The 12,675-nt window shown below is 73.9% G+C and carries 12 protein-coding genes and 2 pseudogenes; 8 read left to right on the forward strand and 6 right to left on the reverse strand.

The features are described 5' to 3' along the window. The 4 genes and pseudogenes from ABZZ79_RS36935 to ABZZ79_RS36950 form a co-directional block, all read left to right on the forward strand. A pseudogene (locus ABZZ79_RS36935) lies at positions 1–600 on the forward strand (glucose-6-phosphate isomerase); the annotation flags it as partial. A 2-nt stretch (positions 601–602) separates the two neighbouring features. Beyond that, on the forward strand, positions 603–1,478 hold the full coding sequence (gnd, locus tag ABZZ79_RS36940) for a phosphogluconate dehydrogenase (NAD(+)-dependent, decarboxylating) (protein WP_356696582.1): 876 nt from the start codon (positions 603–605) through the stop codon (positions 1,476–1,478). Positions 1,479–1,486: 8 nt separating this feature from the next. Further along, positions 1,487–2,089, forward strand: coding sequence for a histidine phosphatase family protein (locus tag ABZZ79_RS36945; protein ID WP_356696584.1), 603 nt, complete (start codon positions 1,487–1,489; stop codon positions 2,087–2,089). Positions 2,090–2,123: 34 nt separating this feature from the next. After that, on the forward strand, positions 2,124–3,587 hold the full coding sequence (locus tag ABZZ79_RS36950) for a membrane-associated oxidoreductase (RefSeq protein WP_356696586.1): 1,464 nt from the start codon (positions 2,124–2,126) through the stop codon (positions 3,585–3,587). Between the two features lie 19 nt (positions 3,588–3,606). Here ABZZ79_RS36950 and ABZZ79_RS36955 read toward each other — a convergent pair whose 3' ends face one another. Continuing rightward, complete coding sequence (locus tag ABZZ79_RS36955; protein ID WP_356696588.1) at positions 3,607–4,032, reverse strand: PPOX class F420-dependent oxidoreductase; 426 nt, start codon at positions 4,030–4,032, stop codon at positions 3,607–3,609. A gap of 90 nt (positions 4,033–4,122) precedes the next feature. On the opposite strand from ABZZ79_RS36955, the gene ABZZ79_RS36960 reads away from it, so the two are divergent. The 3 genes from ABZZ79_RS36960 to ABZZ79_RS36970 are packed head-to-tail and all read left to right on the forward strand — an operon-like array spanning position 4,123 to position 7,392. Continuing rightward, entirely contained in the window at positions 4,123–4,698 is a 576-nt protein-coding gene (locus ABZZ79_RS36960) for a TetR/AcrR family transcriptional regulator (RefSeq protein ID WP_356696590.1), read from the forward strand. Beyond that, positions 4,695–6,101 (forward strand): MFS transporter, encoded by a 1,407-nt coding sequence (locus ABZZ79_RS36965; RefSeq protein WP_356696592.1) that lies wholly within the window; start codon positions 4,695–4,697, stop codon positions 6,099–6,101. The genes ABZZ79_RS36960 and ABZZ79_RS36965 overlap by 4 nt, the downstream gene beginning before the upstream one ends. Before the next feature lie 55 nt (positions 6,102–6,156). Beyond that, the gene (locus tag ABZZ79_RS36970) at positions 6,157–7,392 is read left to right on the forward strand and encodes a serine hydrolase domain-containing protein (protein ID WP_356696594.1); all 1,236 of its coding nucleotides are present in this window, start codon (positions 6,157–6,159) and stop codon (positions 7,390–7,392) included. Here ABZZ79_RS36970 and ribA read toward each other — a convergent pair. Then, positions 7,387–8,046, reverse strand: a complete 660-nt coding sequence (gene ribA, locus ABZZ79_RS36975) for a GTP cyclohydrolase II (protein WP_356696596.1) — start codon at positions 8,044–8,046, stop codon at positions 7,387–7,389. The two genes, ABZZ79_RS36970 and ribA, sit on opposite strands and share 6 nt — an antisense overlap. A gap of 38 nt (positions 8,047–8,084) precedes the next feature. Here ribA and ABZZ79_RS36980 point away from each other — a divergent pair, with 38 nt between their 5' ends. Next, positions 8,085–8,843: a creatininase family protein gene (locus ABZZ79_RS36980; protein ID WP_356696598.1), complete on the forward strand. Its 759-nt coding sequence runs from the start codon at positions 8,085–8,087 to the stop codon at positions 8,841–8,843. 116 nt (positions 8,844–8,959) lie between these two features. On the opposite strand, the pseudogene ABZZ79_RS36985 reads toward ABZZ79_RS36980, so the two are convergent. The 4 genes and pseudogenes from ABZZ79_RS36985 to ABZZ79_RS37000 form a co-directional block, all read right to left on the reverse strand. Next, positions 8,960–10,078: pseudogene (locus ABZZ79_RS36985) on the reverse strand (lysylphosphatidylglycerol synthase transmembrane domain-containing protein); the annotation flags it as partial. Next, entirely contained in the window at positions 10,075–11,115 is a 1,041-nt protein-coding gene (locus tag ABZZ79_RS36990; protein ID WP_356696600.1) for a class I SAM-dependent methyltransferase, read from the reverse strand. The gene ABZZ79_RS36990 and the pseudogene ABZZ79_RS36985, both read right to left, overlap by 4 nt. Further along, positions 11,112–12,209 (reverse strand): glycosyltransferase family 4 protein, encoded by a 1,098-nt coding sequence (locus ABZZ79_RS36995; protein WP_356696648.1) that lies wholly within the window; start codon positions 12,207–12,209, stop codon positions 11,112–11,114. The genes ABZZ79_RS36990 and ABZZ79_RS36995 overlap by 4 nt, the downstream gene beginning before the upstream one ends. A gap of 65 nt (positions 12,210–12,274) precedes the next feature. Continuing rightward, positions 12,275–12,673 carry a 6-carboxytetrahydropterin synthase gene (locus ABZZ79_RS37000; RefSeq protein WP_356696602.1) on the reverse strand — a complete coding sequence of 133 codons (399 nt, stop codon included), beginning with the start codon at positions 12,671–12,673 and terminating at the stop codon, positions 12,275–12,277. Between the last annotated feature and the right edge of the window lie 2 nt (positions 12,674–12,675).

Raw genomic sequence — 12,675 nt, forward strand, 5'->3', positions numbered from 1 at the left:
CTCCAGCAGCTCGACATGGAGTCCAACGGCAAGTCCGTGGACCGTGACGGCAACCCGGTGCGGTGGCAGACCGGCCCGGTCGTGTGGGGCACGCCAGGCACCAACGGGCAGCACGCCTACTACCAGCTGATCCACCAGGGCACCAAGCTGATCCCGGCGGACTTCATCGGTTTCGCCCGGCCCGTCGGCGAGCTCGGTGACACCCTCGCGGCCCAGCACGACCTGCTGATGGCGAACTTCTTCGCGCAGACCCAGGCACTCGCCTTCGGCAAGACGCCCGAGGAGGTCCGCGCGGAGGGCGTGCCGGAGGAACTGGTGGCCCACAAGACGTTCCGCGGCGACCGTCCGACCACCACCATCCTGGCCCGTGAGCTGACCCCGTCGGTCCTCGGCCAGCTGATCGCGCTGTACGAGCACAAGGTGTTCGTCCAGGGCGCGGTGTGGCACATCGACTCCTTCGACCAGTGGGGCGTCGAACTCGGCAAGGTCCTCGCCAAGCGCGTCGAACCCGCCCTGACCGAAGGCGCCCACGTGCCCGGCCTGGACGCCTCCACAGCAGCCCTCGTCGCGGCCTACCGCGACCTCAAGGAAGTGAACTGATCATGCAGCTCGGTCTCATCGGACTCGGCAAGATGGGCGGCAACATGCGCGAGCGCATCCGCCGCGCCGGCCACTCCGTCGTCGGCTACGACCGCAACCCCGACCTCGCCGACGTCGGCACCCTCGCGGAGCTCGTCGACAAGCTCGAAGGCCCCCGCGTGGTCTGGGTGATGGTCCCGGCCGGCGGCGCCACCCAGTCCGTCGTCGACGAGCTGGGAAACCTCCTCTCCCCCGGCGACATCGTGGTCGACGGCGGCAACTCCCGCTGGACGGACGACGAGAAGCACGCCCGTGAACTGGGCGCCAAGGGCATCGGCTTCGTCGACGCCGGTGTCTCGGGCGGTGTGTGGGGCCTGGAGAACGGCTACGCGCTGATGGTCGGCGGCGACGCCGCGAACATCGCCCGCGTCCAGCCGATCTTCGACGCCCTCAAGCCGGAGGGCCCCTACGGCTACGTCCACGCGGGCCGGGTCGGCGCGGGCCACTTCGCGAAGATGGTCCACAACGGCATCGAGTACGCGATGATGCAGGCCTACGCCGAGGGCTGGGAACTGCTGGAGAAGGTCGACTCCGTGGAGAACGTCCGCGAGGTCTTCCGCTCCTGGCAGGAGGGCACCGTCATCCGCTCCTGGCTGCTGGACCTCGCGGTCGACGCGCTGGACGACGACGAGCACCTGGACAAGCTGCGCGGCTACGCGGAGGACTCGGGCGAGGGCCGCTGGACGGTTGAGGCGGCGATCGACAACGCCGTCCCGCTCCCGGCGATCACGGCTTCGCTGTTCGCGCGGTTCGCCTCCCGCCAGGACGACTCCCCGCAGATGAAGATGATCGCGGCGCTGCGCAACCAGTTCGGCGGCCACGCCGTAGAGAAGAAGTAGGTCCCGCCGTGGGGGATCTGCTGCTGGTCCGCCACGGCGAGACGGAGTGGAGCGCCTCGGGGCGCCACACCAGCTTCACCGACCTGCCCCTCACCGACCGCGGTGAGGGGCAGGCGGCCTCCCTGGCTCCGCTCCTGTCCGGCCGGATCTACTCCCTCGTCCTCACCAGCCCGCTCACCCGCGCGCGGCGCACCGCCGAACTCGCGGGCCTGACCGGGGCCGTGACCGACCCCGACCTGCACGAGTGGAACTACGGCGGCTACGAGGGCACGAGAACCGACGACATCCATCTCGACCGCCCCGGCTGGGACCTGTGGCGCGACGGCGTGCCGCCCGGCCCCGACCACAAGGGCGAGAGCCCGGCCGAGGTAGGACTCCGGGCCGACCGGGTCCTGGCCCGGGTCGGCCCGGCCCTCGCGCGGGGCGACGGCGATGTGGTCCTGATCGCGCACGCCCATCTGCTGCGTGTGCTGACGGCCCGCCGGCTGGGGCTGTCCCCGGCCGAGGGACGGCTGTTCCAGCTCGCCACCGGCACGGTCAGCAGGCTGTCCACCGAACACGGGCGCCCGGTGATCGCGGAATGGAACACCAGCCCGTCAGCACGGAGTTGACACCCGTTCCCCCGCCGGGTCAGAGTCGCCCGCGATGGAGATCAACGACCTGACCCCGGCCGAGGCGCGGGTGTGGCGGGCCTTCCCCCGGGGGGAGGCGGTGGACTTCCGCGACGGCGCTCACCAGGACCCCACCGCCGGAGCCGGGTGGGGGCCCGAACGGACCGTGCGGGCCGCCGTGCTGCGGACCCTGCTGCTCAACGACCCCCAGGAGGACGGGGAGATACCCGCGCTCCGGGTGACCGGGGCCCGGATCACCGGAGTCCTCGACCTGGAGTACGCGGCCACCGAGCGGCCCGTGCGGCTGAGTCGTTGTCACTTCGACCAGGAGCCGGTCTTCTACGGCGCCCGGCTGCGGCAGTTGAGTCTGCGAGGCTCGGTGCTGCCCGGCATGGACGCGGCCAACGTCCGGATCGAGGACATCCTGCGGCTGTCGGGCTGCCGGTTCGGCGGGCCCGTACGGCTGGGCGGGACAGAGATCGCCGGGGCGCTGTTCCTGGACGGGACGACGATCGACGCGCCCGGACCCGAGCACGCCGCGCTCCAGCTCCATCATGTGGCCATCGGCGACGGGCTGTCGGGACCCGGTCTGCACGTGCACGGCCAGATCCGGCTGACCGGGGCCGCGGTCAACGGCACGGTGACGCTCAACCACGCCCGGATCAGAGGCAGCGACGAGGTCGCGGTGGACGGCGAGACCCTCGCCGTCGAGGGCGACGTCCTGATGCGGAACTCGGAGGTCGACGGCTGGATCGGGCTGCGCGGCGCGCGGATCGCCGGGCGGCTCGACCTGTCGTACAGCAGGCTGGCGCACCCCGGGCAGACGGTGCTGCGGGCGAGCAGCAGCACCATCGGCGAGCTGTGGCTGCGCAAGGGCCCGCCGATGGAGGGCACGCTCAATCTGCGCCGGGCGCAGATCGACGTGCTGTTCCTGGAGCCGGACACCGTGCCCGAACGGGTCCTGATGGACGGGCTCGCGTATGCCTCCCTCACCCCGCAGGAGCCCGCCGAGCGGCGGCTGCCCATGGTGGAGCGGGACGGCGACGGCTATGTCCCGCACGCCTATGAGCAGTTGACCGCCGCCTATCTGCGCATCGGCGACGAGCACGCGGCACGCCTGGTCCAGCTCGCCAAGCAGCGCCGCCACCGCACCACACTGCCCTGGTACGGCCGCGTCTGGGGCCTGGTCCAGGACGCCACGGTCGGCTACGGCTTCCGCCCGCTGCGCGCGGCGGGCTGGCTGGTCTCGCTGCTGGGCCTGGGCTCCCTGGTCTACGGCCTGCACCCGCCGAGCCCGCTGAAGCCCGGCGAGGCGCCCGACTTCAACCCGGTCTTCTACACCCTCGACCTGCTGGTGCCGGTGATCTCCTTCGGCCAGGAGGGCGCCTTCGCGCCGCGGGGCTGGTACCAGTGGCTGTCCTATGTCCTCGTCGTCACCGGCTGGATCCTCGCGACGACGGTGGTGGCGGGCGTGAGCCGGTCGGTCAGCCGCCAGTGAGGGGCCGCCCCGGGCGGCGTCAGGCGTGCGGGACGCCGTACGCCCGCTCGACATGGAGCCGCAGCACGAGACGGCGGTCGCGGACCATCGCCGCGCGGTAGTCGTCCCAGTCGGGGTGTTCGCCCTGGAGGTCGCGGTAGAGGCGGACCAGTTCCTCGACCGTGTCGTCGTGCGGATCCGTGGCGACGGGGGTGAGCTCCGCGGTGCCCTCGGCGACCGTGTACGCCCAGCGGTCCGGGGTCGTGACGTGGTACGACGCGCGGGGGTCGCGGCGGAGGTTGCGGGTCTTGGCGCGGTCGTCGGTGACCGACACGCGGAGAATCCGCTCGTCGGGCGAGTAGGCGTGCATGACGTTGGACAGCTGGGGGCGTCCGTCGCGTCTGAGGGTGACCAGCACCCCGCCCCGGCTGTCGGAGAGCAGTTTCAGCAGAGCGTCCTCGGTCATGACTGCTGCAACCCGCACCACGGGGCCCCCTATTCCCCTGGGCGTCACGATGAGTAGACACTGTCTACGCACGCCTGGTAGACAGTGTCCATGCATGAGTCGGACACGGGCCTGCGCGCCCGGCTGGTCGAGGTCGGGGTGGAGCTGGTGGCACACGAGGGCGCCCAGGCACTGACACTGCGGGAGATCGCGCGCCGCGCGGGCGTCTCGCACGGGGCGCCGCGCCGCCACTTCCCCACCCACCTGGAGCTGCTGTCGGCCATCGCCCGGCGCGGCTTCGCCGACCTGGCCGGGCACACCGCACCCGCGCTCGCCGACGAGAAGGCGGGTCCGCGCGAACAGATCGCGGCCGTCGCCCACTGCTATGTGGAGTTCGCGCTCGCCAACCCCGGCATGTACGAGCTGATGTTCCGTCATGATCTGCTGGAGAGCGGTCATCTGGGGCTCCGCGACACGAGTCTGCCGCTGTTCGCCGCGCTCGCGGAACGGGTCGCCGCCGTGCGGCCCGACGCCGACGCCCGCACCGTGGCGGGCGCGCTGTGGGCGAACCTGCACGGCATCGCCCAGCTGTGGGGCTGGGGAAGCCTCCAACTCGCCACCGGGGCCGACGACTTCACGCCCCTGCTGGACGCGACGCTGGACGCCCATCTGGGGAGCGGCCGGTGAGGGCCCGGCTGACCCTGGCGAGCAGCGTCGCCGGTGCGGTGATCGTCGCCCTCGACGGCACGGTCCTCACCGTCGCGCAGCCGACCCTCCAGCGCGACCTCGGGGCGACCTTCGCGCAGGCGCAGTGGACCAGCACCGGGTATCTGATCGCGGTGGCCGGGCTGTTGGTGTTCGGCGGCCGGCTGGGCGACCGGTACGGGCACCGGCGGCTGTTCGGCCTGGGCATGTTCGGCTTCGGAGCGGCCTCGGCCGCGATCGGGCTCGCGCCCGGCATCGGCTGGGTGATCGCCCTGCGGGTCCTCCAGGGCGTCTTCGGCGCGCTGCTGCAACCGGCCACGCTGGGCATGCTGCGCGCCGCGTACCCCCCGGAGCGGCTGCGCACCCCGCTCGCCGTGCGCACCGCGGCGATCGGCCTCGCGGCCGCGGCGGGCCCGGTGCTGGGCGGTGCGCTGGTGACCCAGTGGGGCTGGCGGGCGGTGTTCTTCCTCAACGTCGTCCCGGCCGCGCTCCTCGGCACGCTCGCCCTGACCGCCGTACGCGAGGCGGACAGCGCACCGGCGGACGTACGGCACGGACGGCCCGGTGGTCTCGACCTGCCCGGTGCCCTGCTGCTCGCCGTCACCCTCGGGTGTCTGGTGCACGCGCTGGTCGGGCTGCCCGAGTCGGGGTGGACGGCCGGGAGCGGGGCGGGACTGGCCGTGACCGCTGCCGCCGGGCTCGGCTTCGTACGGCACGAACGCCGTACCGTCGATCCGCTCCTGCCGTCGGAGCTGGTCCGGGCGCCCGCGATCGGGGCCGCGCTGGCGGTACTGGTGGCCGCGTCCGCCGCGCTGCACGGGGCGCTGTTCGCCTGTATCTATCTGCTCCAGGACACGCTCGGCCTGGACCCGTTCGAGAGTGCGGTGCGCAGTCTGCCGCTCGCGCTGCTGATGGTGGCGGCCGCGGTCGCGAGCCCCGTACTGCTGCACCGGGCGGGCGCCCGGCGGACGACCGTGGGGGCGATGGCCCTGCTCTGCGCCGGTGTCCTGCTGCTCGGCGCGGCCTCCGGCACGCTCGCGCTGTGCACCGGGTTCGCGCTCGTCGGGGGCGGGTTCGGAGCGGTGATGGTGGCGGCCACGCAGGTCGTCGTACGGCAGGCTCCGGTGGCGTCGGCCGGTGTGGCGGGCGGCCTTCAGCAGACGGCGCTGAACGTGGGCCCGGTGCTGGGCGTCGCCGCGGCGGCCGCGCTCGCCGGGGTCGGCGGGCTGCGCCTGCCGATGCCGGTCCTGGCGGGTGTCGCGGCGGTGGGCGCGGCGGTGGCACTGCTGCTGCCGGGCGGTTCTCGGCACGAGGTCCCGGCGGGCGCCGGTCACGACGGTGACGAGACACGGTTCACGCGGCCCTTGAGCGATCATGAGGTCTGAGGTCGTCCCGGCGGGGTATGCCCGTTCGCACCGTCGAAGGGACCGGAGGAGCACCATGGCACAGCTGCGGCAGGACGCCGACCCGGGCGAGGCGGGGCTGGACCCGGAGGCGCTGGAGCGCATGGACCGGCACTTCGCCCGCCAGGTCGACGCGGGCCGGCTGCCCGGATTCCTGGTGGCGGTGGCGCGCGGCGGGCGGGTCGCGCATCTCACGACGTACGGCCTGCGGGACCGGGCGGCCGGGCTGCCGGTCGAGGCGGACACGCTGTGGCGGATCTACTCGATGACCAAGCCGGTGACCTCGGTGGCCGCGCTGATACTCGTCGAGGACGGCAGGCTCTCGCTGGACGAGCCGGTCGCCCGCCATCTGCCCGCCTTCGCCGACCCCCGGGTGTACGTCGACGGCTCGGGCCCTGATGTGCGCACCAGACCGGCCGCCGGGCCCGTCCTCGTGCGGCATCTGATGACCCACACCGCCGGGCTGACCTTCGGCTTCTACCACTGCCACCCGGTGGACGCCCTGTACCGGGAGGCCGGGCTGGAGTCCACCGTGCGGCCGGGCGCTGACCTGGCGGAGACGGTCGACCTGTACGCGAGCCTGCCGTTGCAGTTCGATCCGGGCACACAGTGGAACTACTCGGTGGCCAGCAATGTCCTGGGGCGCCTCGTCGAGGTGGTGTCGGGGCAGCCGCTGGACGAGTTCTTCGCCGAGCGGATCTTCCGGCCGCTCGGGATGACGGACGCGGGGTTCCAGGTCACGGACGAACAGGCGCCGCGCCTGGCCGAGTTGTACGGCGAGCGGGAGGACGGCCGGATCGAGCCGGTGCCGGGGCTGCCGCTACGCGCCGGGCGGCCCCGGTTCCTGTCCGGCAGCGGCGGGATGGTGGCGAGCGCGCACGATCTGCACCGGTTCATGGAACTGCTGCGGCGCCGGGGCGAGGTGGACGGCACCCGGCTGCTGGCGCCCGGCACGGTGGAGATGATGACCTCCAACCACCTGCCGGTCGGGGCCGATCTGCGCTCCTTCGGCAGCAGGCCCGCGCACGACGTGGCCGCCAAGGAGGGCCTCGGCTTCGGACTCGGCGTGTCCGTGGTGACCGACCCCGAGCGCACCCTGGCACCGGCCGGGCCGGGCACCTACGGGTGGAGCGGCGTGGCCACCACGACGTTCTTCGTCGACCCCGGGCGTGAGCTGACCGTGCAGTTCATGACCCAGATGCGGCCGCGCGGCTCCCACACCGTCTACCCGGACCTCAAGCGGTTCGTGCACGAGGCCGTCACCGGGTCATGACCAGTGCGCCACCGCGTCCAGATGGGGCAGGCGGTGGTCCAGCCGCTCCCGCTTGGTGCGCAGATAGGTGATGTTGTTCTCGCACGGCGGTATCAGCAGCGGCACCTCCTCGGCGACCTGGATGCCGTGGCGCACCAGCGCCTCGCGCTTGCGCGGGTTGTTGGACATCAGCCGCACCGAGCGGACACCGAGGTCGCGCAGGATCTCCGCGGCGACGCCGTAGTCACGGGCGTCCACGGGGTAGCCGAGGGCGACGTTCGCCTCCACGGTGTCCAGGCCCTCCGCCTGGAGCGCCATCGCCCGCAGCTTGCCGAGCAGGCCGATACCCCGGCCCTCGTGCCCTCTGAGATAGACGACGACGCCGCTGCCCGCGGCCACCACGGCCCGCAGCGCGGAGTCGAGCTGGTCGCCGCACTCGCAGTGCTGGGAGCCGAAGGCGTCGCCGGTCAGGCACTCCGAGTGCAGCCGGGTCAGCACGTCCTCGGTGCCGAGGTCGCCGTACACGAGGGCGACCTGTTCGTCACCGCGGTCGTGGTCGAGGTAGCCGACCGCGGTGAATGGCCCGTACACGGTGGGCAGCGGGGCATTCACGACGCGTTCCACTCCGGTGCGCGGTGCGGACTTCTTGGCGAGCACGCCGATCTTTTCTGTCATGATCTGTTCCTCAGCAAAGACGAAAGGCCGTGAAAAAGATGAGTGGTTCGGACATACGGTCGACGGCGTACGGTCTGCTGCCGGCGGACACCACACAGGACGTGCGGTCGCGGAACTCGCGGATCGCGGTGCTGCCCGTGGGGAGTTTCGAGCAGCACGGACCGTATCTTCCGCTGGCCACCGACACGCTCGTCGCCTGCGCGATCGCCGGGGAGATCGCCGCCGCGCACCCCGTGCACCTCCTTCCTGCGGTGACACTCTCGTGCTCGCACGAGCACGCGGCCTGGCCTGGGACGGTCAGCATCTCCTCCGTGACCCTTCACGCGGTGGTACGGGACATCGCCGAGTCGCTGCGCCGCTCGGGCGTCGACACGCTGGTGCTGGTCAACGGGCACGGCGGCAACTACGTCCTGGGCAACGTGGTCCAGGAGTCCTCCGCGCGCGGTGAGCGAATGGCGCTGTTCCCGGCCCCGGAGGACTGGGAGACGGCCCGGGAACGGGCCGGGGTGCGCACCTCGCTGCTCACCGACATGCACGCGGGGGAAATAGAGACCTCCATCCTTCTGCACGCGTATCCGGAAATGGTGCGGCCCGGTTACGAGTCCGCCGATTTCGTCGCCGACGACCGGCGGCACCTCCTCACCGTGGGAATGGCCGCCTATACCGATTCGGGCGTCATAGGCCGTCCTTCCCTCGGATCCGCGGAAAAGGGAAAGGCACTGCTGGCGAGTCTCGCGGATTCCTTCGGCGCGTATTTCTCGCTGCTGAAGGGCGAAGAGGCGGACCCGGCCGGGTAGTTGGGCCCGCGCGGCCCGGCGTACCAGCGCAGCGCGATCACCGCCGCGCCGGGCAGGCTCGCCGCGAGGCTCAGCACCCCGTACACGACGGCCACGGCGAGCCCCTCGTGCGCGCCGAGCCCGGCGGCGCCGAACGCCCAGGCGGTGACGCCCTCGCGCGGGCCCCAGCCGCCGACGTTCAGCGGCAGGCTCATGGCGAGCAGCGCGAGGACGGCCAGCGGCAGCAGGGCGAGCGCGGAGGCGCCCACGCCCACGACCCGCGCGGCCAGCAGGAAGGTGGCGACGTATCCGGCGAGGACGACGAGCGAGGAGAGAAGGACGCCTGGGCCGTTGCGGCGCGAGAGCAGCGCCTCGCCTGCCTCGCTGAGGAACGCCCGGCGGGCGGTGACGCGGGGCCGGCTCATGCGCAGGGCGGCGACGATCGCGAACGCGCCCGTCGCGGCGATGGCGGCGAACACGACGATCTGCCGGGTCTCGGCCCGCACGGGGGACGGCACCGTCGCCAGGACGACGCCGCCCGCCACGGCGAGGACCGCCTGACCGGCCGTCCGCTCCAGCACCACGGCCCGGACACCGCGGCCGACGTCCCCCGCGCTCTGCCCGTGCCGCACGGCCCGGTGCACATCGCCGAGGACGCCACCGGGCAGGGCCGCGTTCAGGAACAGCGCCCGGTAGTAGTCGCCGACGGCCGGCCGCAGCGGCAGCCCGATCCGCAGCCCGCGGGCGACGAGCTGCCAACGCCATGCGCTGCACACGGTGGTGACCAGCCCGATCCCGAGCGCCGCGAGGACGGCGGGCAGGTCGATCCGGCCGAGCCCGTCCAGGAACACCCCGGTCCCGAGCCGCCAGACGACGAGGGTCAGGACGGCGAGCCCCACCAGAGTGCCGAGGTGCGGCCGCAGCCCGGCAAGGGCGGAGCGCCGCCGGGGCGCCGACGGGCCGGACGGGCCGGACGGGCCGGAGCCCGGACCCGCCACCGGGTCCGCCGGGCCGAGCACCCGGACCGGCGCGGCGGTCCCGGGCTCCGGACCGGCGCTCGGCACGGCAGTCTCCGGCCCCCGGCCGGTGCCCCGCACGGCAGTCTCCGGCCCTCGACCGGCGCCCGGCGCCGCGGCTGCCGGACCCGCCGCGCCCAGGTCCGCCCCGCCGAGGGCCGCGGGCGTACCGCGGCCCGTGCCGGAGGCGACGGCTGCCGGTGAGGGCGGAGCCGGGCCGGACCCGGTCGGGGCGCTCATGACCCGGCGTCCGTCGGGCGGGGCAGGGCGAGCAGGTCGGCGTGGTGGACGGTGACCCACAGTTCGCCCCTGGCGCAGGCGGCGAGGCGGGACGCCAGGTACCGCGCGGCGCGGTCACGCAGTTCGGGGCGCTGCTCCACGGCCGCGCCGACCCAGCCGCGCAGCCACTGGGCGGTGAGGGCGGCGTCCGTCGGGCCGAGCCGCCAGGGGCTGGGGCGCACCTGAACGGTCACGCCGCGCTCGCCGAAGGCCTCGCAGGCCGTACTGACCGCGTCCGGCCCGAGCAGGCCGGTGCGGCGCTGGTGGGCGTTGAACGCGTCGGCGAGTTCGGCGTCCAGCGGGTCGGCGGGGGCGAGTTCGACCCGGCCGACCACGGAGAGGGTCAGCAGGGCCGGGCAGCCCGCACCCGCGCACGCGGCGGCGAGGGCGTCGATCTCCTCCCGGGTGAGGACGTCCAGCAGCGCGGAGGCGGTGACGAGGGAGGCGCCCGCGAGGGCGTCGGGGGTCAGGCGGGCGACGTCCCCGCGCCGGGTCTCGACGGTGACCGGGCTGCCGTCGGCGGCGCTCCTGGGAGAGGTGACGGCGGCGAAGTGCAGCAGGTAGGGGTCGCGGTCGTGCAGCACCCAGTGCTGGGGGCCGTCGAGCCGGGGCGCCAGCCAGCGGCCCATCGAGCCGGTGCCGCAGCCGAGGTCGTGCACCACCAGGCCGCCCGCGGCGCGGCCGGGCAGGTCGGCCGGCCTCGTCCGCAGCGCATCCGGCAACTCCGCTGACCGGGCGGCCGCGTCGGCGCCCTCCCGCAGCTCCAGCCACTCGGGCGCGTAGCGAGGGGGCTCCTCGGGAGCGCTCTGCCGCAGCCGCACGGTGGCCCGCTCACCGGGTCCGGCGACGGGGCCGGCGCCCGCGATGACGTCCGGCTCGCCGGCACTCCCCCGCTCCCGGTCGGTCCCGGGGCCGGGCAGCACCGCCGTGCCGTCGCCCTCCGGGGTTTCCCGGGGCACGCCCCCCGCGTCCTCACGTACCGCCGTCGTCCTGCTCATGCGGCCCTCCTCGGTTCGCTCGGCAGCCGGTGCAGCACTCCGGCCAGGGTGCGGGCCGTGGTGGCCCAGCCGTCCAGGGCTGCCCGGCGGCCCCGTGCGGCCGACTTCAGCCGGCGGCGGACGTCCGGTTCGCCGAACCAGCCGCGCAGTTCGGCGGCGAGCGCGGCCGGGTCCTCCGGCGGGACGAGGATGCCGGGGACACCGCCGTCGGGGGCGCGGCCGACGGCCTCCGGGACTCCGCCGACGTCCGTGGCGAGCACCGGGACACCGCGGGCCAGGGACTCCGTCACCGCCATGCCGTAGGTCTCGGCGTACGAGGCGAGGACCATGAGGTCGGCGGCGGCGTAGGCGGCGTCCAGTTCGGCGCCCGCGCGGGGCCCGGCCAGGTGGATGCGGTCGGTCAGGCCGTGGCGGTCGATCTGGGCGCGCAGCCGGGTGACGTAGGCCGGGTCCTGGGTCAGCGCTCCCACCAAGGTGCAGCTCCACGGCAGGTCATGGGCCGCGGCCAGGGCCTCCACCAGGCGGTGCTGGCCCTTGCGCGGGGTGACGGCGGCCACGCACAGCAGATGGGAGACGCCGTCGGTGCCGGGGGCGAGGGGGGCGATGTCGGCTCCGGGTGTCGCCGCGTGCACCCGGTCCGGGGCCAGGCCGTGGTGGGCGACGAGGCGGCGGACCGCCCAGTCGCTGGTGGCGACGACCGCGTCGGCCGCGCGCAGCACGGCCCGTTCCCGGGCGTCGAGTTCGGCCGCCACCTCGGGGGCCAGACCGGTCTCGTCGCCGAGCGGCAGATGCACCAGCACGGCCAGGCGCAGGCGTTGGGCCTCGGGCACGACGATCTCGGGCACCCCGCACGCGACCAGCCCGTCCAGCAGGACGACCGCGTCGTCCGGCAGCCTGCGCAGCACGCGGGCGAGTTCGGCGCGGGCGGCGGAGTCGGGGAGCGGCCAGGGGCCGGGGACGAGGTGCTGGTGCACCTGCCAGCCGAAGCCGGGCAGGTCCAGGCTGATGCGCCGGTCGTAGGCGTTGCCGCCGCTGGGCCGGGCCGGGTCGGCGACCCCGCCGGGGACGACGAAGTGCATGGCGCGCAGGGTCATGGGTGCCAGCTCTCCGCCGTACGGGGTGAGTTGGTCCACGTGGGGGCGGGCCACCGTCGTGTCGGTCACAAGGCACGCTCGTAACTGGCCCACGCGACATGCGACTCGTGCAGCGTGACCGTGATGCCCGCGAGGCCCTGGGCGCCCTCGCCCAGGCCTCCCCGGTGGACGCGCTCGGCGAGGCGGTCGGCGATGACCTGGCAGAGGAACTCGGTGGAGGTGTTGACGCCCTCGAAGTCGGGCTCGTCGTCGAGGTTGCGGTAGTTGAGCTCGGCGACGATCGCGCCGAGTTCGCGGGTGGCGAGGCCGATGTCGACGACGATGTTGTCCTCGTCCAGCCGCTCGCGCCGGAAGGTGGCGTCCACCAGGAACGTCGCTCCGTGCAGGGCCTGCGCGGGGCCGAAGACCTCGCCGCGGAAGCTGTGGGCGATCATGATGTGATCGCGGACGGTGATGCTGAACAACG

Origin of the sequence: Streptomyces sp. NPDC006458, from assembly GCF_040612135.1 — a bacterium.
Lineage (GTDB): Bacteria > Actinomycetota > Actinomycetes > Streptomycetales > Streptomycetaceae > Streptomyces.

Bases quoted from the DNA above. Each gene is read 5' to 3' on its own strand.
- ABZZ79_RS36995 (WP_356696648.1), bottom strand. From the start codon at position 12,209: ATGACCCTGCGCGCCATGCACTTCGTCGTCCCCGGCGGGGTCGCCGAC.
- ABZZ79_RS36980 (WP_356696598.1), top strand. From the start codon at position 8,085: ATGAGTGGTTCGGACATACGGTCGACGGCGTACGGTCTGCTGCCGGCG.
- ribA (WP_356696596.1), bottom strand. From the start codon at position 8,046: ATGACAGAAAAGATCGGCGTGCTCGCCAAGAAGTCCGCACCGCGCACC.
- ABZZ79_RS36960 (WP_356696590.1), top strand. From the start codon at position 4,123: ATGCATGAGTCGGACACGGGCCTGCGCGCCCGGCTGGTCGAGGTCGGG.
- ABZZ79_RS36955 (WP_356696588.1), bottom strand. From the start codon at position 4,032: ATGACCGAGGACGCTCTGCTGAAACTGCTCTCCGACAGCCGGGGCGGG.
- ABZZ79_RS36970 (WP_356696594.1), top strand. From the start codon at position 6,157: ATGGCACAGCTGCGGCAGGACGCCGACCCGGGCGAGGCGGGGCTGGAC.
- ABZZ79_RS36990 (WP_356696600.1), bottom strand. From the start codon at position 11,115: ATGAGCAGGACGACGGCGGTACGTGAGGACGCGGGGGGCGTGCCCCGG.
- gnd (WP_356696582.1), top strand. From the start codon at position 603: ATGCAGCTCGGTCTCATCGGACTCGGCAAGATGGGCGGCAACATGCGC.
- ABZZ79_RS36950 (WP_356696586.1), top strand. From the start codon at position 2,124: ATGGAGATCAACGACCTGACCCCGGCCGAGGCGCGGGTGTGGCGGGCC.